The 17649-nt window shown below is 67.3% G+C and carries 14 protein-coding genes; 4 read left to right on the top strand and 10 right to left on the bottom strand.

Going from position 1 to position 17649, the window contains the following annotated elements; genetic code table 11:
* Positions 1–230: 230 nt before the first annotated feature.
* Positions 231–1100 (bottom strand): NmrA family NAD(P)-binding protein, encoded by an 870-nt coding sequence (locus tag QSK36_RS33835; protein WP_285785187.1) that lies wholly within the window; start codon positions 1098–1100, stop codon positions 231–233.
* 77 nt (positions 1101–1177) lie between these two features.
* Between QSK36_RS33835 and QSK36_RS33840 the strand changes: the two genes are divergently transcribed.
* Complete coding sequence (locus QSK36_RS33840) at positions 1178–1801, top strand: TetR/AcrR family transcriptional regulator (RefSeq protein WP_183544356.1); 624 nt, start codon at positions 1178–1180, stop codon at positions 1799–1801.
* Between the two features lie 106 nt (positions 1802–1907).
* Here QSK36_RS33840 and QSK36_RS33845 read toward each other — a convergent pair whose 3' ends face one another.
* The 6 genes from QSK36_RS33845 to QSK36_RS33870 all read right to left on the bottom strand — a co-directional run bounded on the left by QSK36_RS33845 (position 1908) and on the right by QSK36_RS33870 (position 9748).
* Positions 1908–3200 (bottom strand): ricin-type beta-trefoil lectin domain protein, encoded by a 1293-nt coding sequence (locus QSK36_RS33845; protein ID WP_285785188.1) that lies wholly within the window; start codon positions 3198–3200, stop codon positions 1908–1910.
* A 522-nt stretch (positions 3201–3722) separates the two neighbouring features.
* The gene (locus tag QSK36_RS33850) at positions 3723–4670 is read right to left on the bottom strand and encodes a PaaX family transcriptional regulator (protein WP_285785189.1); all 948 of its coding nucleotides are present in this window, start codon (positions 4668–4670) and stop codon (positions 3723–3725) included.
* Between the two features lie 200 nt (positions 4671–4870).
* Complete coding sequence (locus tag QSK36_RS33855) at positions 4871–6598, bottom strand: IlvD/Edd family dehydratase (RefSeq protein ID WP_285785190.1); 1728 nt, start codon at positions 6596–6598, stop codon at positions 4871–4873.
* A 49-nt stretch (positions 6599–6647) separates the two neighbouring features.
* Positions 6648–7529 carry a carbohydrate ABC transporter permease gene (locus tag QSK36_RS33860; RefSeq protein ID WP_182900181.1) on the bottom strand — a complete coding sequence of 294 codons (882 nt, stop codon included), beginning with the start codon at positions 7527–7529 and terminating at the stop codon, positions 6648–6650.
* Positions 7529–8470: a carbohydrate ABC transporter permease gene (locus QSK36_RS33865; RefSeq protein ID WP_183544363.1), complete on the bottom strand. Its 942-nt coding sequence runs from the start codon at positions 8468–8470 to the stop codon at positions 7529–7531. The genes QSK36_RS33860 and QSK36_RS33865 overlap by 1 nt, the downstream gene beginning before the upstream one ends.
* Positions 8471–8542: 72 nt before the next feature.
* The gene (locus QSK36_RS33870; RefSeq protein WP_221264557.1) at positions 8543–9748 is read right to left on the bottom strand and encodes an ABC transporter substrate-binding protein; all 1206 of its coding nucleotides are present in this window, start codon (positions 9746–9748) and stop codon (positions 8543–8545) included.
* Positions 9749–9764: 16 nt separating this feature from the next.
* Between QSK36_RS33870 and QSK36_RS33875 the strand changes: the two genes are divergently transcribed.
* Positions 9765–9992: a hypothetical protein gene (locus tag QSK36_RS33875; protein WP_221264558.1), complete on the top strand. Its 228-nt coding sequence runs from the start codon at positions 9765–9767 to the stop codon at positions 9990–9992.
* A 136-nt stretch (positions 9993–10128) separates the two neighbouring features.
* Here QSK36_RS33875 and QSK36_RS33880 read toward each other — a convergent pair whose 3' ends face one another.
* The 3 genes from QSK36_RS33880 to QSK36_RS33890 form a co-directional block, all read right to left on the bottom strand.
* The gene (locus QSK36_RS33880; RefSeq protein ID WP_285785191.1) at positions 10129–12312 is read right to left on the bottom strand and encodes an alpha/beta hydrolase; all 2184 of its coding nucleotides are present in this window, start codon (positions 12310–12312) and stop codon (positions 10129–10131) included.
* Positions 12313–12470: 158 nt separating this feature from the next.
* Complete coding sequence (locus QSK36_RS33885) at positions 12471–13493, bottom strand: LacI family DNA-binding transcriptional regulator (RefSeq protein ID WP_183544366.1); 1023 nt, start codon at positions 13491–13493, stop codon at positions 12471–12473.
* 135 nt (positions 13494–13628) lie between these two features.
* A complete protein-coding gene (locus tag QSK36_RS33890; RefSeq protein WP_285785192.1) occupies positions 13629–15977 on the bottom strand; it encodes a glycoside hydrolase family 3 N-terminal domain-containing protein in 2349 nt (782 codons plus the stop codon).
* A gap of 424 nt (positions 15978–16401) precedes the next feature.
* Here QSK36_RS33890 and QSK36_RS33895 point away from each other — a divergent pair, with 424 nt between their 5' ends.
* Together QSK36_RS33895 and QSK36_RS33900 are read left to right on the top strand one after the other, a co-directional pair.
* Complete coding sequence (locus QSK36_RS33895; protein WP_285785193.1) at positions 16402–17271, top strand: fumarylacetoacetate hydrolase family protein; 870 nt, start codon at positions 16402–16404, stop codon at positions 17269–17271.
* A 37-nt stretch (positions 17272–17308) separates the two neighbouring features.
* On the top strand, positions 17309–17602 hold the full coding sequence (locus tag QSK36_RS33900) for a hypothetical protein (protein ID WP_285785194.1): 294 nt from the start codon (positions 17309–17311) through the stop codon (positions 17600–17602).
* Positions 17603–17649: the final 47 nt, after the last annotated feature.

The following is a 17649-nucleotide window of genomic DNA, read 5'->3' on the forward strand; positions in this document are numbered from 1 at the left end:
CCCTGATACGAGTCGAATGTGAACTCCGCCGTACCGTTTATTTCCTGGACAGCAAGGTGAGAGGCGAGCAGCCGCGCAGCACGTCCGCCGGACGGTCGCGCGGGACATCCGTGATCACGGGTCAGCGAGCCGGTTCCCTTGCCCTGCGTCAGGGACCAGTCGTGGGGCAACGGGCGGGGTCACTGCGCTTCCGGCCGTACGGCGGAGCGCTGGGACGCCGACGGCGCCGCTCATTCGGCCACTGCCGGCTTGATGGCTTCTTCGGCGAACTCGCGGAAGGTGGTGGGCGTGGTGGACTCAGCGGTGCGCGGCGTGGCGTTGTTGATGCCGCGTTCGCCGGCGAGGTCCATATCCATCATGGACTGGGCCATCGCCTCGGAGAAGCCACGGCTGACGAGGAACTGTCTGACGGCAGCGCGGTCTCCGAACTCGAACCGGACGGGTGTGCCGAGAACGTCGGTCAGGATTTCGGCGATGTCGTGGTACGAGAGGTCCTCACCGCCGAGGACCTCGACCGAGTCCTGCCCGGTCCAGGTGTGGTCGAGAAGGTACTTGGCGGCGAGCGCCGCGATGTCCTTCGTCGCGATCCACGGCATCGTGAAATCGGCTGGGAGAGTGCCCGAGATGACCCCGTTCTTGATCGTGGCTGTCTGCCGGAGGATGTTGTCCATGAAGGTGGGCAGAGCCAGAGCGCGCACGTGCGCGCCGGTGCTGCGGAAGAGGTCCTCCATCGCGTGCGATGCGGAGACATGGCCGGCATAGATCTGTGATCCGCGCCCGAGCGCGGAGATGATCACGACGCGCGGAACCGCGTGGCGCACGACGGCATCCGCGCCCGGGACGGAGGCAGTGACGTACGCCTCGTAGGGGCTGCTCGCCGTCGCGTCCGCCGGCATGAGCCAGAACAGCGCGTCTGCGCCCTCGAGCGCGCGGTCCAGGACGTCGCGATCCCGGTGCGATCCGACGACGATCTCGGCTCGCTCTCGCACCTCGGCGGGGAGCTTGCCGGGGTCCCGGGTGATGAGGCGGACCGGCTCGCTCTGCTGGAGCAGCGTGGCGACGAGCTTGCTGCCGATTTGCCCGGTCGGGGCGGTAATCACAATCATGGATGATGACTCCAATCAGCACTGAGGGCGAAGTAAACTCTACTGTACCGTATACTTTAAGGTGAGTGCCAATGGCCCGACGCGGGCAAGAGTTGCGCGAGCACATCCTCGACACGGCGAAGCTCGCGTTCCTGGAGGACGGCTTCGAGCGGACCTCCATGGATGCGATCGCGGCGCGCGCGGAAACGTCGAAGCGTTCCCTGTATGCGCACTTCCCGACCAAGGACGCGCTGTTCCTCGCGGTCGTCGAGCGCATCCGTGTCCTGTTCGGTGCCCGGATGCGCACACCCGCCGAGTACTCCGGGCAACCGTCGGAAGCGGTCGTGCAGTACTGCGGGCGCTTCGTACAGCTGTTGCGGTGGTCCTCGGTTGCCCGGATGCTCCGTCTCGGCATCGCCGAGGCCGACCGACTACCGGATCTGGCAGCGGGCCTCTACGACGTCCTCTTCGGGATCACGGTCCGCGATCTCGCCTCACATTTGGCGACAGCCCTGGGGCTCGCGGCTGACAAGGCCGAGGTCGTGGCGAACGAACTGATCGGCCTCGTCATCCACCCGACGCTCCCCCGCCTGCTGTTCGGAGTCGAACCCCTCGTGGACGAGATGCCAGAGGAGGCCCGGCTGGCGACCGACGTCGACCTTGACAGAATTCGGCGACTCCTCCACATCGTCATGCCGCCGCCGACTGCAGCGTGACACGCCATGGTCGTCGACGAACGTGAGCCCCTGACCTGCGACAACGCAGGTCAGGGGCTCTTCTTTGGTCCGGTGGTGTTCGGCTGACACCGGCCCCGGGCGCGGGCTATCCGTTCCAGGCCCACTTCTGGTTGGTGCCGCCCCAGCAGGAGTAAAGCTGGATCTTGGTGCCGTTGCCGGTGCCGGCTCCGGCGGCGTCGAGGCACAACCCGGACTGGACGCCCTGGATGGTGCCGTCGGAGTTCACCCGCCACTTCTGGTTGTCGCCGCCCCAGCAGGAGTAGATCTGGACCTTGGCGCCGTTGCCGGTGCCGGCCGCGTCGAGGCACTTGTTGCCGTACACCCGGAGCTCGCCCGCGGAGGTGGAGGTCCAGGTCTGGTTGGTGCCGCCGTTGCAGTCCCACAGCTGCACCTGGGTGCCGTCGGCGGTGCTCGCGCCGGGCACGTCCAGGCAGCGGCCGGAGGCCGCCCCCTTGATCGACCCACTACCACCACCGGAGGTAGGAGTCACGGTCGGGCTGGGGGACGGGCTGGGGGACGGAGACGAGGTACCGCCGTCGAGCGTGAGGTTCTTCTGCTGGACCTGCCACTGGGTGTTGCACAGGCCGCAGTTGGGGCCGACGAAGTTGGCGCCGGCCGTCGTGTCGCCCTTCAGCCGCCACTTGAGGTACAGCACCGCCACTCGGCCGAACTCTCCGCCGTTGGTCTGGTCGTAGGTGCCGCCGTGTCCGACGTTCAGATTGCCCATGAACGCGGGCAGCCCCGCCGGCAACTTGCCCCAGTCGTCGATGGCGTTCGGGTAGGCGATGTCACTCGGCCCGCCGATGAAGTAGGCGATCGGCTTCGTCAGCCGGCGGAGCTGGTAGTCGTCGGAGTCGTTCAACAAGCCGCTACTGAAGATGGTGGTCGTGCTGATACGTGAGTCGTTGGAGACGGCGTAGGCCTCCAGCCCTCCACAGGACCAGCCCCCTACAGCGATCTTGCTGGTGTCGAGCCTGCCGTTGTATTTGCTGCCCTGGCGGCTGTTCTCCGCGACCGCCCAGTCGATGGACTGGGTGAGCATCTGGGACGTCGTCGAACCAGAGCCGTTCGGGCTGCCGCTGGCGATGACCAGGAACCCGTACGAGGCGATCTCGCGGAGGAAGTTCAGCTGCCCCGTCCCGTTGGCGGAGCAGCCTCCGTTGCCCCATACGAAAATGGGGAGCTTCTCGGACGGGAGGGTTCCGGGCCGGTAGATGGTGTGATTGGGCAGGCCGGTGGAGGTCTCGTAATCGGCCGGGTAGGGGCCCGAGCCGCCGACCGCCGCGGCGGCCGGCGTCGTGGTCAGCGCCACTATTCCGGCGCAGAGTGGGGCGACCGCGGCCGCCAGCACTGCGCTGATAATCGAGCGTTTTCTCATTTCGCCCTCCGAGGTGTCACGACGGCGCTCTATGTCGGATGTGGCATGCGCGGCGCACGCCGACGGAGCCCGACAACGGCGCAACAACTCCCACCACAGTCGGGCTGGTCGGCGCCAACCGAATTTCGAGATCGATATGGCGGACCATCGACTGCGAGTTTGCGCCCGTACCGGGCGGAACGAGCCGATGCAGAACAGCGTGCAGTTACTATCACTGCGGTAATAAAAAGTGTCAAGGGACCACACTCGGCACGTAAAGTGCTGCGCGTAGACCGGAATCGCCCCTGACGCACTCGGGTCCGGGCGTAGACCGGCCAACCTCCGGGCCGGCGCCGCCGGCCCCCTGTCCGGCGCCGCGGGGACGGGCCGGCGCAGACGGCTCCGGCGCAGGTCACAATGCCTGGCAGGCCCGACGCTCCGGTGGGATCTCGCGGGCGGCGGCCAGTCGGGGAGCTACGCGCCGCAGCGGTCGCGAGACGCGCCCCGGCGGCCAGGCGGTCGTTCGAGTGCGTGAAAGTTTCTTCAGCCGTCCCCGCCGGCCGGGGCCGAAACGGAATTCTCCGATGCCTGGAAATGGGTGATCCAGGACGCGGCGTCCGGCCAGTACGGTGTCGCGACCTGGATGAGCCGCGCCTCGGCGAGCGAGCCGAGAGCGGAATGGATCTCCAACATGAGGTCCCTGGCAGCCTGGCGGGGCCACGGCGCCGGCAGGAGGTGCTCGGGAAGGTTCGGGTCGATGTCCGGGAACTTCCGCCAGGAATCCATGACAGAGGTCCGGGCCACCAGCGCCCGTGTCGCGTCGATCTCCCCGTCGCGGACGGCCACCCGCAGGTCCGAGTACTGCGCGATGAAAGCCTCGTAGGCCGAGGCGAGGCCGGCCAGATCGTAGGCGGCGGCCGGACCATGCGGGCCGGCCTCCTCGTCGAACCGCGTGTGCATGACCGACCATCGACCACCGTCGACGTCGTCCAGGACGTCACACAGCGCCCGAGTCACCGGACCGGAGTCGGATCCAGGCCGGATCCACACGCTGTCGTACAGCCGCGCGAATCCCAGCGACCCCAGAGCCTTGCGGACCGCGTGCCGTGTGGCCTGGCCTGACTGGGGAACCGAGAAGGAGACGGTCACCCAGTCTCCCGTCCATCGCGGCGGGCGTGCGCCGAAGCTCAGGAAATGATCCATCCGGGAGCGGTGCCTGGCGACCGCCTGAGGCGTGAGGTGGTACACGGGCGGCCGTCCAGATCCCCGTACGGCGATCAGGCCTCGCTTGGTCAGCCGGGACAACGCGGCCCGTGCGCTGGACTCGCTGATGCCGAACTCCCCGAGCATCGCGACCACCGCCATGGAGGGAAGGCCCGCATCCGAGGAGTCGAGGTACTCACCGAGCAAGGTCGTCAGCAGGTGCTGCGGGTTGGGGCCGACCTGCGCCCGTGGGGCTCCGACATCGTCCGAAGGTACATGGACACTCACGTCATCAGCCTGCCTCACGACAACGCCTTCGCCGCACGACTCCGGGCAGAAGGGCCTCGGCGTGGACCGAGACCCTTCGTCGACGCGTGCTCGTGCGGCCTCATACGGCGAGCGCCTGGCCGGCCCGCTCGGCGGCTTTCGGCGCGTGGACCTCTGCGTTCAGCCACAACGAGACGGCCCGCGTGGCGCAGGTCGTACGCTCAGTGCGAGTGGCGGGGCGGGGCGCTGCCGCTGCCGCCGATGAGGAAGTCCAGGTCCGCGCCCTTGTCGGCTTGCAGCACGTGCTCGGTGTACAGCCGTACCCATCCCCGGTCGGCGGCCGGTTGCGGAGGCTGCCAGGCGGCGCGACGGCGCTCGAGTTCCGCGTGGTCGACCAGCAGGTCCAGACGCCGTGTCGGGACGTCGAGCCGAATCACATCGCCGGTACGCACGAGTGCGAGGGGGCCGCCCACCGACGCCTCCGGGGCCACGTGGAGGATGCAGGTGCCGTATCCCGTGCCGCTCATGCGGGCGTCGGAGATCCGCACCATGTCGGTGACCCCGTCGGTGAGCAGCCGTCGCGGCATCGGCATGTTGCCCACCTCAGGGAAGCCGGGGTAGCCGCGCGGTCCGGCGTTCTGCACCACGATGATCGTGTCAGCGGTGACGTCCAGGTCCGGGTCGTCGGCCGCGGCGATGTAGTCCTCGATCCGGTCGAACACGAGCGCCTGTCCGGTGTGCTGGAGCAGGTGGGGCGAGGCGGCGGAGACCTTCAGCACGGCCCCGGACGGCGCGAGCGACCCGCGCAGCACGACGGTCCCCGACCCGGCGGGCTGGAACGGCTCCTCCATCGTGCCGATGACCTCTCGGTTCCAGCACTCGGCACCGCTGATGTTGTCGGCCACGCTCTTCCCGCTGACGGTGACTTGGTCCAGGTGCAGCAGGGAGGCGATCTCCTTCATCACCACCGGGAGTCCGCCCGCGTACGCGAAATCCTCCATCAGGTGCGTGCCGGAGGGCATCAGGTTCACCAGCATGGGCACATCGGCGGTGAGCGTGTCGAAGTCCTCCAGCGACAGGGGGACGCCGAGGCGTCCGGCGATCGCGAGCAGGTGCACCACGGCGTTGGTGGAGCCGCCGATCGCGGCGTTGACCCGGATGGCGTTCTCGAAGGCCTCCCGGGTGAGCACTGTGGACAGCCGCTGGTCCTCTTCGACCATGGCCACGATCCGGCGCCCGGCGGCGTGCGCGAGCGCGTATCGGCGGGAGTCGACCGCGGGTACGGCGGCGGCCCCCGGCAACTGGACGCCGAGCGCCTCGGTCACACAGGCCATCGTGGAGGCGGTCCCCATGGTCATGCAGTGCCCGCGGCTGCGGGACATGCAGACTTCCGCCTCGGCGCAGTCGGCCGCGGTCATCCGGCCGGCGCGCTGTTCCTCGGTGAAGCGCCACACATCGGTGCCCGACCCGATGTCCCGCCCACGGAATTTGCCGTTGAGCATAGGACCGCCGGTGATCATCAGAGTCGGCAGGTCGACACTGGCCGCGCCCATGAGCAGCCCGGGCGTGGTCTTGTCACAGCCGGACAGCAGCACCACCCCGTCGAGCGGGTTGGCCCGGATCAGTTCCTCCGCCTCCATCGCCAGCAGATTGCGGTAGAGCATGGTCGTCGGCCGCATCAGCGGCTCCCCCAGGCTCATCGCCGGGAACTCCAGCGGCAGGCCACCGCTCTCCCACACGCCGCGCTTCACCGACTCGGCCAGGTCGTGCAGGTGGGCGTTGCACGGCGTCAGCTCCGACCACGTCGTGGCGATGCCGACCACCGGCCGGCCGTCGAAGACGTCGTCCGCGAATCCCTGGTTGCGCATCCACGATCGGTGGATGAACCCGTTGCGGCCCTCCGCTCCGAACCACTGCTGGCTGCGCAGCGGGCGATTCGTCATCGACATCGGCACACCTCTCTGTCATTTTGATCGACTGCTGGACGACCGGCCGCGGCTACCTCAGGCCTCCGACGGACAGTCCGCCGCGCCAGTGTCGCTGGAGAGTGAAAAAGGCGATGATGAGCGGGACCACCGACACGAGCGCGCCCAGGATGATGAGGCTCCAAAGGGAGGTACTGCCCGCGTTGTTCGCCGAGGCGATGCCCTGCCAGAGGCCGAGCCCGACGGTGACGGGGAAAAGGCGGTTGTCGGAGAGCATGGCGAGGGGCAGGAAGTAGTTGTTCCAGGACGCCACGGCGGACAGGAGCAGCACTGTGACCACCGCCGGTCGCATCAGCGGGAAGGCGACCTGGAGGAACGTCCGCACTTCACCCGCGCCGTCGACCCGCGCCGCGTCCAGGATCTCGTCGGGAACCGCGTCACGCGCGTACACGTGCATCAGGTAGACGCCGAACGGGTTGAGCAGTGACGGGAGGATCACCGCCCAGATCGTGTTCGTCAGGCCGAGCCCGGAGAACATCATGAAGGTGGGAATCACCAGGGCGGTCGCGGGCACCATCAACGCGCCGAGCAGGATCGAGAAGCTGAAGCGTCTGCCGGCGAACCGGTATTTGGCGAATCCGTAGCCGGCCATGACGGCCAGGATCGTGGCGCCGATCCCGCCTGCGAACGCGTACAGCGTGGAGTTGAGGATCCACCTGCCGTAGATGCCGCCGTCGTAGGTGAACAGCCGCTGGAGATTCCCGAAATAGTCGACCCGATCGGCGAACCACAGCGTGTTGCCGCCGCCGAACAGGCCGGGGGCGTCTTTGGAACTGTTGACGGTGACCCACCAGAACGGCACGAGGAAGTACACGACCAGGAACCCGAGGAAAATCTGCAGGGGGAGGTGGCGTTGGGGACGGCGGCGTGCGCCGGCGCCGGAGCTGCCGGTCATCAGAAGAAGCTCCTCCGCTTGCGGGTGAAGAACAGGAAGGCGTAGACGCAGACGAACACGATCCCGCCGAGAGCGAAGGAGATCGCCGATCCGTAGTTGAAGTTCGCGAGCCCGAACGCCTGCTGGTACGCGTACATGTTGGGGGTGAATCCCGGTGCGATCGTGCCGGCCGCGAGGTATCGCAGAATCTGTGGTTCGTTGAAGAACTGCAGGGTGCCGATGAGTGAGAAGACCAGGATCAGGAGCAGCGCGGGGGCGATCAGCGGGATTTTGATCCGAAGCGCGATCTGCCATTTGCCGGCGCCGTCCATGCGGGCGGCCTCGTAAAGTGTCGGGTCGATGCCCTGGAGCGCCGCATACAGAATGATCATGTAGTAGCCGGCCCACTGCCAGGTGACGACGTTGATCAGACCGTAGAAAATCAGATTGCTGCTGAAGAAGTCGGGCGCGGTGGCGCCGAACAACCCGAAGATGTCGGAGAGCGGCCCGAAGCTCTTGCTGTACAGGAATCCCCACATGACCGCCCCGATGACCGTGGGAATGGCATAGGGGAGGAAAATCATGAGACGGGAGAAGCGGGTGAACAGCGAGGTCACCGCGTCCAGGATGAGGGCCATCGCGAGCGCGATGAGGATCTGCAGCGGGATGGCGACGAGCGAGAAGCGGATGACGAACCACGCCCCGGAGAGGAAAGTCGGGTCGGTGAACGCCTTCACGTAGTTGCCGAGGAAGACGAAGCTGGTGCCGCCGATCAGCTTCTTCTGCCAGAGGCTGAGGTAGAACGCGTACGCGAGCGGCGCGATGAGAAGCGCCAGGAAGACGATCCCGAATGGCCCGACGAAGAGCCACCCCATCAGGTGCTCACGGAGGCGCACCTTGCCGCGGACCTTGTGCGCTTTCTCTTGGGTGCTCGCCGCACTCTTCTCGGTCAGGAGGGTCATCTTGGGCTCCGCAAAGTCGATGCCGGGGGTCACGGGTGGGCCGGCCGGGGACGGACCGGCCCACCCGTGTTGTCACTGAACGGTGAACCCTTGCTCCTTGGCGTAGCCCACCACGTCCTCCTGAATTCGGTCAGCGGCCTGCGCACCGGTGACGGAGCCCTCGATGAGGGCACTGACCTGCTTCGTCATGGCGTCGAAGTAGTACTGGCCGAACGGGCTGTAGGTCATGCCCTTGTAGGCGTTCGCCGCGGGGACGTAGACCTCCTTGTTCGCCTGCTGGCCGTCGAAGAACGACACCTTCAGGTCCACGAACTTGGGATCGTTGAGCGCCTTGAGGTTCAGCGGGAAGATGATCTGGTTGGTCCAGCCGTCGGTGAGCGACTCGTCGTCGGCGTAGAGGCCGTACGCCGCCTTCGCCGCGAGTTCGGGGTTCTTGGCCTGGCTCGTCACCGAGAAGGCCGACCCGCCCCAGTTCACCTGCACCGGGTTGTTGGGATCCCACTGCGGGAGCGGCGCCACCGCGAACTTGCCGGTGTCCTTGCCCTTGCCCACGCCGGCGCCGGTGAGGTATCCGGGCGCCCAGGCCGCCGAGACGTACGTCGCGTACTTACCGTTGACCACACCGGCGATGTACTCCGGCGTGAACTGGTCCTGCGTCCCGACCAGGCCCTTCTTGGCGAGGCGCCCCCAGTAGTCGAGCACATCCTTGGATGCCTGGTCGTTCAGCTTGATACCGATCGACTCCGGCCGCGCCGGATCGTAGGTGAACGGATTCGCGCCCTTCTGGATCTGCAGCGCCATCGTGACGGCCGACACGTTCGCGCCCAGGTCGCCGAACAGCGGGCCCCCCGCGTCCTTCACCTTCTGCGCCGCCTGCTCGTACTCGGCCCACGTCTTCGGCGGCGTGATGTCGTACTTGTCGAAGATGTCCTTCCGGTAGATCATCGCCATCGGTCCGCCGTCGACCGGCACGCCGTAGACCGCGCCACCGATCGAGACGTCCTTCCACGCGCCCGGGCCGTAGTTGTCCTTGACGGCGTCATAGCCGTAGTTCTTGATGTCGACGAGCGCCTTCTGGATCTGGAAGGTCGGGATCCGGTCCGCCTCGATCATGATCACGTCGGGAGCACCGGTGCCCGCCGAGATGGCCGTCTGGAACTTGTCGTACTCGTCACCGCCCTGGCCGACGTTGGTCCAGCAGACCTGCACCTCGTTGTTCTGCTTGTTGAAGTTGTCGACGACGAGCTGCATGTTGGGGTACCAGCCCCAGAAGGTCACGACCGGCAGGTCCTTCTTGCTGATCGTGTTCGTGCAGTTGCTCGCCTTGTTTCCGGTCGCATCGTTTCCGCTGTTACCGCTGTTGCCCGCACTCGCGTTGCTTTCGCTTCCCGCGGTGGAGGAGCAGGCGGCAAGCACGCACGCGGCGGCGAGCATGGATGCGGTGGCGAATAGTCTTTTCGTCTTCATTGACATGATTTCCCTTCCGGGATCGCTGCGCACAAGGGTCATGCGCCGCCGCTGAGGCCGAGCGATCGGCCGGGACAGAGCGCGGATGACGCGTTCCGCGCCCTGTCCTTCGTGCCGATCCTCATTTGTGAACGTTCACATGACTTCGCTGCCTGGCGAGTACGGCCGGGGTGCCGCCTCGACGGGCCTGCCTAGCGCTTGAACAGGCGCGGAGCCAGGTCGATGAGGTTCTTCTGCCACACGTCCCAGCCGTGCGGTCCGGGGGTGACCCCGTCGAACTCGTAGTGGACGCCGAGGTTGTCCATCGTGGTCAGTCCCGCCATGAACGACGGGTTCACGAAGTCGGTCACATCGCCGACGTACATGCGCAACAGCTTGGTCCCGCTGTTGATCGCCGCCACGTCGACGCCGGTGCCGCCGCCGAACCCGGCCGAGAACGCCGCGATGTAGGCGAACTCCCCCGGGTACGCCTTGAGCACCCCGATCGTCTGTCCACCGCCCATCGAGAGCCCGGCGAGGGCCTGCTGCGACGGGTCGCTGGAGATGTTGTAGCGGGCGCGGGCCGCCGGAACGATGTTCTCCAGCAGCTCCTTGTTGAAGTTGGACGTGTTGCCGTTGCCCATCACGACCACCATCGGCACCAGCTTGCCGTCCAGGGACTCGTGGTCGAGGATCTGCTTGGCGCGGCCCATCTCGACCCAGTCGGTGTAGTTCTGGCCACCACCGTGCTGGAGGTAGAAGACGGGATACGGCTGCGCGCGGTTCGGGTCGTATCCGGGCGGGGTCCACACCAACGCGGTCCGGTCCGCATTCGCCACGTTGCTCCGGTAGGTCAGGCTCTCGACCTTTCCGCCCTGACCGGCGGGAACGTCCGAAAGCAGGCGCGACCTCTCACCGGAGACGAGGAAGGTGCTCCACGTCGGCTCGGTGGTCACCTTCGTCGGGTTCGACGCGTCCTTGACCGAGACCCGGTCGACGATGAACTTGTAGTAGTAGAACCACGGGTCCAGCGGACCCACGGTCGCCCGCCACTGGTCGCCGTCACGGGACAGCGGAACGCGCAGCCAGCTCCCGCCGGGAGCGTCGTTCGCCCACACCGTGACGTGCTTGGCGTCCTTGAAGTCCGTCGTGGTCTCGAAGGTGACGAAGCCGCCCTCGGACACGAACGGCGTCGGAGTGGTGCCGGCTGCGGGCGGAGTGAACTCGCCCTTCAGTTGCCCGTGACCGGCGCTCGGACCGTGATTCGCCACCTTGTGGAACAGCCGGGGCACGAAATCGATCAGGTTCTCCTGCCAGGCGGTCCAGTTCGCCCCGGCGTCGGGGTTGACCCCGTCGAACTCGTACCTGACACGGGCGCGGTCCAGCGCCTTCGTCAGGCGGACGGTCGCGTTGTAGGCGGGATCGGTCACGTTCCCGGTGTACAGACGCACCAGCTTGGCACCCGGGTTCGGCCTGGGACCGGGTCCCCCACCGGCGATCTCCGTGAGGAGACCCGAGAACGAGCCGGCGTAGGCGAACTGGCCCGGGCCGGTCAGCGCGGCGCGCAACGCCTGCGACCCGCCCTCGGACACACCGGCGATCGCCTGGTGCTCCCGATCGCGATGGACGCGGTAGGCGTCCCCGACCGCCTTACGGAGGTCCTTGAGGTCCTTGTCGTCGTCCGGTCCGCGACCGTCGGTGATCACGACCACCATCGGCTCCATGGCGCCCTGAGCCGACAGGTTGTCGAGGATCTGCCTGGCACGGCCGAGGTCGAGCCAGTCGGTGGCGCTCCTGTCCGTGCCGGACTGCAGGAACAGCACCGGATACGGCTTGCCACCCTTGGCCGAATACCCAGCCGGGGTCCAGACCAGAGCCGACCGCTCCTCGTTCTTGACCCGATAGGTGAGGGTCTCGACCTTGCCGCCCTGCCCCTCAGGCACGTCCGCCAGCAGACGCGCCGAGTCGCCCGAAACGAGGAAGGTGCTCCAGAGGGGCTTGGACGCCACGGTGGTGCCGTTCGTCGGGTCCTTCAGACCCTTGGTGTCGTCGCCCGTCACCTGGTAGTAGTACAGCCCCGGCTTGAGCGGGCCGAGGATCCCCGACCAGACGTCTCCCCTGCGGGTCAGGCCGAACTCCGCCCAGGCGGAGGAGGGGCCGAAGTTCCCCTCGATGACGACCTGGGACACCTGGCCCACGTTGGCCTGGACGTCTGCCGCCGGGACGGTGAACGACGCGTAGCCGTCCTCGGAGACACTCAGCCACGGCGTGTCCGCCGCCGCCGGCCGCGGCGGGAGCAACACCGCCGCGAGCGCCATGACTCCGGCGACGATCACCGCCGAGAGCCGTCGTACGCCCATGGGGCGCACGCTGCCGTGATATAATGACAATGTCATACCGAACTCCTTCATGGTCGACAGCGGATTGGGCCCGACTGTTCGACTGATTCATCGGTGGATGTGTCGTGGACTCTGTTCCTGCACCTCCGTCCGTAACGGGTTCGCTTTGATTGACCTGACGTCAGGTACGGCCGAATACCGCGCCTGTGGGTGTGTCAGGGCCTTGTTGTGGTCCTCGGCGGTGCGGTGCTGCCGCGGACCACCAAGCGCGTCGGGAGCAGTATCTGGCGGGGGCCCTCCCACTCACCGGTCACCAGCGACTTCAGCATGTGCGCGGCCTCGTATCCGAGTCGGTACATCGACTGGTCCACTGTGGTCAGCCCCGGCTCCGCCAACGCGGACTCCGGAATGTTGTCGAATCCGGCCACCGACAGGTCGCCGGGAACGCTGAGCCCCAGCTCCTTCGCGACCTCCAGAACCTTCAGGGCCATCCCGTCGCTCGCCGCGAAGATCGCCGTCGGACGGTCCGCCCTTTCCAGCAACTCGCGTGCCAACGGGCCCGCGGACTCGGGATTGAAATCTCCCCTGCCGATCAAGGCCGGGTCGACCGGCACACCGGCTTCGGTCAGCGCCCTCCGGTAACCCTCCTCTCGCGACCATGCGGCCGCGAGACTGGAACGGCCCGCGATGAATCCGATACGCCGATGACCAAGACCCAGCAGATGCTCGACCACTGTGATGGCGCCCGAGAGGTTGTCCGCCGTCACCGACGGCACTGTCGAATCCCGCACCGGATCGATGACCACGACCGGAGTGCTGCTGCGCACCTCGCCCCAGGGCGTGACGACGATGCACCCGTCCGTGAGCGTGCCCGACAGGCGGGTCAGATGCCGCTGCTCCCAGCCCTCCGAATACGTCCCATAGAGATCGCTGTTGGCGTAGATGATCAGATCGAAGCTCGACTGGGTCAACGCCTCCATCACACCCTTGAGCACCTCGGCCGTATAGGACTGGAAGCTGTGGGTGACCAGACCCAGGACATTGGTACGGCTGCGGCGCAGGCTCGTCGCCACCAGACTCGACTCGTAGCCCAGCCGCTCGATGGCCGAACGGACCTGCGCGATGGTGCCGGCGCTGACGCCGTAGCGTCCGTTGACCACCCGCGAGACCGTTGCGGTGGAGACACCCGCCAGTCGCGCGACATCGCTCATTGTCACCGGCGCACCGCCTTCGGCCATGCCGTCCTCTTACACTGCAATCGTTATCGGTTACGTTTCCAGCGCTTAACGTAAGCGATAACGATTGCCAACACAAGCCTCATTTCGGTCTCTTAGTACGCGGTTCCCACGCACATAGGGGATGCGGCGGCGGGGTTACCGGTCTCCGTCCCAGCGGGCGCCGTGAGGTCGTCGTGGCAGCTCACCGACATCGGCCGTGCCCGTGTAGACCTTCTGGGCCTGCGGCCGGTCGGCGTCGCCCGTGATGGTGAACGCACCCACGTGGGTGTGAGCGTCGGAGGAGAATCCGACGTAAACCTCGATATGCCCGGTTTCTACCGTGTAGTTCATATCTCGGCCATAGAAGCCGAGTTGGCCCGTAGGCACGTGGAAACGTACGGCCGCGCGCTGACCGGGAGCGACGGACACACGGGCGAAACCCTTCAACTCGAGCACGGGCCGGGTGACCGTTGCCTCGGGGTCGCGGATATAGAGCTGGACGACTTCCTCACCGGCTCGATCACCGGTGTTGGCCACGGTGACCTCCACCGCGACGCCGTCCCCGGCGGTCACTTCGGTCCGGTCCAGCGTGGCCTGTTCGATGACGAACGGGGCGTATCCAAGACCGTGACCGAAGCAGTAGCGCGGGCTGACGGGCGAGTCGACGTAGTCGCCGTGCCAGTGTGACCGTCCGCCGGACACCTTGTGCCCGTAGAAGACGGGTATCTGGCCCACGGAGCGCGGGTAGGAGATGGGCAGCTTCCCGCTCGGGTTCACCTCGCCGAGCAGAACCTCGGCGATCGCCTGTGCCCCGGTCTGCCCGGGCAGCCAGGCCATCAGCACCGCGGCGCATTCCTCGTGCAGGAAGTCGCCGCCGACCGGGCGACCGGCGACGAGCACCGCCACCACGGGGGTGCCGGTGGCGACGACGGCACGCACCAGGTCCTCCTGGACACCGGGGAGCTCCAGGCTGGACCGGTCCCGCGACTCTCCCGTGGTGGCCTGGGTCGTCAACCCCGAACGATCCCCCAGAACCAGCACCGCCACGTCGGCCGCCGCGGCGGCCGCGACCGCCTCGTCGAAACCGTCCTTCGACGTGTCGATCACGTCGCAGCCACGCGCGTAACGGACCCGATCCCCCAGGCGGGCCATGAGCGCGTCACGCACCGAAGGCAGCCCGTCCGTACTCTCCTCGATTTCAAGGTCGTCCGGGATCGTCATCATCTGGCCGAGCAGGCCCTGCCGCTCGCGCGCCTGCATCAACGACTCGACATGCGCCGCGAAGGAGTAGTCACCGAGCAGGTGCCGCGCGTCGTCGGCATTCGGCCCGATGAGAGCGACCGTTCCGGCGCCCGGCCGCAGCGGCAGGACGCCGTCGTTCTTGAGCAGGACGAGGCTGCGCCGGGCTGTCTCGAGCGCCACCTCCTGGTGCCGCTCGGCGTTCACCGTCACCGCGACCGCGGCCTCGTCGACGTAAGGGTTCTCGAACAGGCCGAGCTCGAACTTGTGCCGGAGAACCCGTGAAACCGCTTCGTCCAGTTCCCCTTCGCCGACCTCGCCGGCGTCCAGGGCGTCCGCCAGGGGATCCGCGTACGCATCCGTCGCCGGCAGTTCGACGTCGGTACCCGCGGTGAGTGCCAGAGCCGCCGCTCGCCGCTTGTCCTGCGCGAAGTGGTGATACGAGTGGAGATCGTCGACGGCGAAGTAGTCCGACACGACGGTGCCGGTGAAGCCCCACTCCCCACGGAGGACATCGCTGAGGAGCTCACCGTTGGCGTGGCAGGGAATCCCGTCCAGCTCGTGGTAGCCGGCCATCACCGACTGAAGGCCCGCCTCGCGGACCGCCGTCTCGAACGGATACAGATACACCTCCCGCAGCAGACGAGGCGGCAGATGCGCCGGCGCCCAGTTCAACCCCCCCTCGGACGCCCCGTACCCGACGAAGTGCTTGGCCGTCGCGATGACGCCCTGCGCCAGAGAATCGCCCTGGAGGCCACGGACGAACGCCGCGCCCATGCGTGCCACCAGGTAGGGGTCCTCCCCGTAGGTCTCCTCCGTCCGGCCCCACCGCGGGTCCCGTACCACGTCAAGCACCGGTGAGAGCCCCTGATGGCTTCCCATCGCGCGCATCTGCGTGCGAACGGCATCCGCCAGCAGCCGGTTGAGTTCCGGCTCCCAGGTGCTCGCGACGCCGATCGCCTGCGGGAAGACGGTCGCCTCCCGTGCCATCACCCCTGAGCACACTTCCTCGTGCACGATCGCGGGAATCCCCAGCCGGGTCTCGGTCACCAGAAAGCGCTGGATCGCGTTCGCCACCCGCGCCACCTGTGCCGCCTTCAGGCTGGTGGCCCCCGCGACGCGAGTCACGTGCCCCAAGCCGTGCCGGAGGACCGTCCGCGCCCGCTCCGCCGAGTACTGGCCACCCTCGATCAGTGAGAACGCCCAAGCGCTCCCCAACTGCGCGAGCTTCTCCTCCCGGGTCATCCGGGCCAGCAGATCCGCCACGCGCTCCCCTACAGGCGCGGCCGGATCGATGTAAATCGCTTCGGATTCCCGCCTCACCGTGGTCACTCGATCACCCCAATCACCACTACAGCCCCATTTCCGGCGTCATCGATGACATCGCCAGTCGCCTCTGAACAGACCAGGCAGATCACCTCGCCCCGGTCCCTGCCTCGTGCCGCCGATTCCCCAGATGCGCCGGGGCGACGGCGTCCGGGTGGCCTCGCCACCGGCCCCTGGCGACGTCCATCACATGCGTCCGGCCCTTGCGTAAACGTAATCGGTAACGTTTACGATGCAACCGTCGCCGATCACGTCCGGTTTGTCCATAGCCCGCACCACAGCTGCCAGGCCGGCCGTTCGGCTGAACGAACCGCCGACACCTCTGCACCTGACATCCACCACTTCACGACAAAGGGGAAATCAAGTGCACATTGTGCGATACCAGCGGCATAACGACCCCCACCCACGCATCGGGGTGGTGAATGACGGCGTCCTGTCCGCCCTGCCGGTCGCCGGTATGTTCGAGCTCCTTCAACATCGGAAAGAGGAAATCGAAGGGATTTGTGCCGACGCCGCCCCCGCCTGCTCGCTCAGCGAGGTGCGTCTGCTCGCCCCCGTGGACGGCGCCATGGAGGTGTGGGCCTCGGGCGTGACCTACCTGCGCTCCCGGGATGCCCGGGCGGAGGAGAGCGCCCTCAAGTCGGTCTACGAGCTGGTCTATGACGCCGAGCGTCCCGAACTGTTCTTCAAGTCGCCCGCCTGGCGGGTGGTCGTCGACGGCGAACCCGTCGGCATCCGCTCCGACTCGGAGCTCAACGTTCCCGAGCCCGAGCTGGCTCTTGTGGTGAACCGCTTCGAGGAGATCGTCGGCTACGTCGTCTGCAATGACATGAGCTCACGATCGGTGGAGGGCGAGAACCCGCTCTACTTACCGCAGGCCAAGCTGTACGCCGGCGCCTGCGCCCTCTCCCCCGGCATCAGGCCCGCGTGGGAGGTCGACGCCTCCGACCTCACCATCCGCCTGACGGTCACGCGCAAGGGCGCCGTCATCTGGGACGGCACGACCTCCACCAGGCAGATCCGTCGCCCGTTCAGCCGGCTGACCGCCTATCTGTTCCACTCGGAGAACCATCCCCACGGGGTCGTGCTCTCCACCGGGACCGGCATCGTGCCCGATCTCGACTTCCGGCTCCATGCGGATGACCTGATCAGCGTGACCATCGACGAGATCGGTGAGCTCCACAATCCGGTTGTCGTAGGCAAGGACCACTTCCACTTCCTGACGACCCCGTGACTCCGAGGTGATCGCTTCGCGGGAAGAAGGGGAGCCGGTGCGTATCGTCGTGTCCGAGAGCCAGGAAGGTGCCGAGGCGGCGGGCGTCGGCCAGGCCGTGGCCGACGTCAGCGTGGGCGTCCCGCTGCGCGGCACCCTGAACATCGCAGGCCCCGAGGTCTTCGCGCTCGACGAGCTGGGCAGGATCACCCTGACCGCCCGCGGCGACCACCGCGCCGTCGTCACCGACGACAGCGCCGGCATGTACGCCGCCGCCTCGGGCTCCGCCCTCGTCGCCAAGGACGGCGCCGTCATCGCCAGGACCACCTATCGGGAGTGGCTCGCGCGCTGACCGGCCGGCACCCCGCCGGCGCCCGTTCCGCGCATTCCTCCAGCCGC

It is taken from the genome of Microbispora sp. NBRC 16548 (assembly GCF_030268985.1).
In the GTDB taxonomy this organism is placed as follows: domain Bacteria; phylum Actinomycetota; class Actinomycetes; order Streptosporangiales; family Streptosporangiaceae; genus Microbispora; species Microbispora catharanthi.

What these genes read in the sequence shown, in the direction of transcription:
- QSK36_RS33840 (WP_183544356.1), top strand. Translation starts at nt 1,178, where the DNA reads ATGGCCCGACGCGGGCAAGAGTTGCGCGAGCACATCCTCGACACGGCG.
- QSK36_RS33845 (WP_285785188.1), bottom strand. Translation starts at nt 3,200, where the DNA reads ATGAGAAAACGCTCGATTATCAGCGCAGTGCTGGCGGCCGCGGTCGCC.
- QSK36_RS33855 (WP_285785190.1), bottom strand. Translation starts at nt 6,598, where the DNA reads ATGTCGATGACGAATCGCCCGCTGCGCAGCCAGCAGTGGTTCGGAGCG.
- QSK36_RS33860 (WP_182900181.1), bottom strand. Translation starts at nt 7,529, where the DNA reads ATGACCGGCAGCTCCGGCGCCGGCGCACGCCGCCGTCCCCAACGCCAC.
- QSK36_RS33865 (WP_183544363.1), bottom strand. Translation starts at nt 8,470, where the DNA reads ATGACCCTCCTGACCGAGAAGAGTGCGGCGAGCACCCAAGAGAAAGCG.
- QSK36_RS33880 (WP_285785191.1), bottom strand. Translation starts at nt 12,312, where the DNA reads ATGACATTGTCATTATATCACGGCAGCGTGCGCCCCATGGGCGTACGA.
- QSK36_RS33885 (WP_183544366.1), bottom strand. Translation starts at nt 13,493, where the DNA reads ATGGCCGAAGGCGGTGCGCCGGTGACAATGAGCGATGTCGCGCGACTG.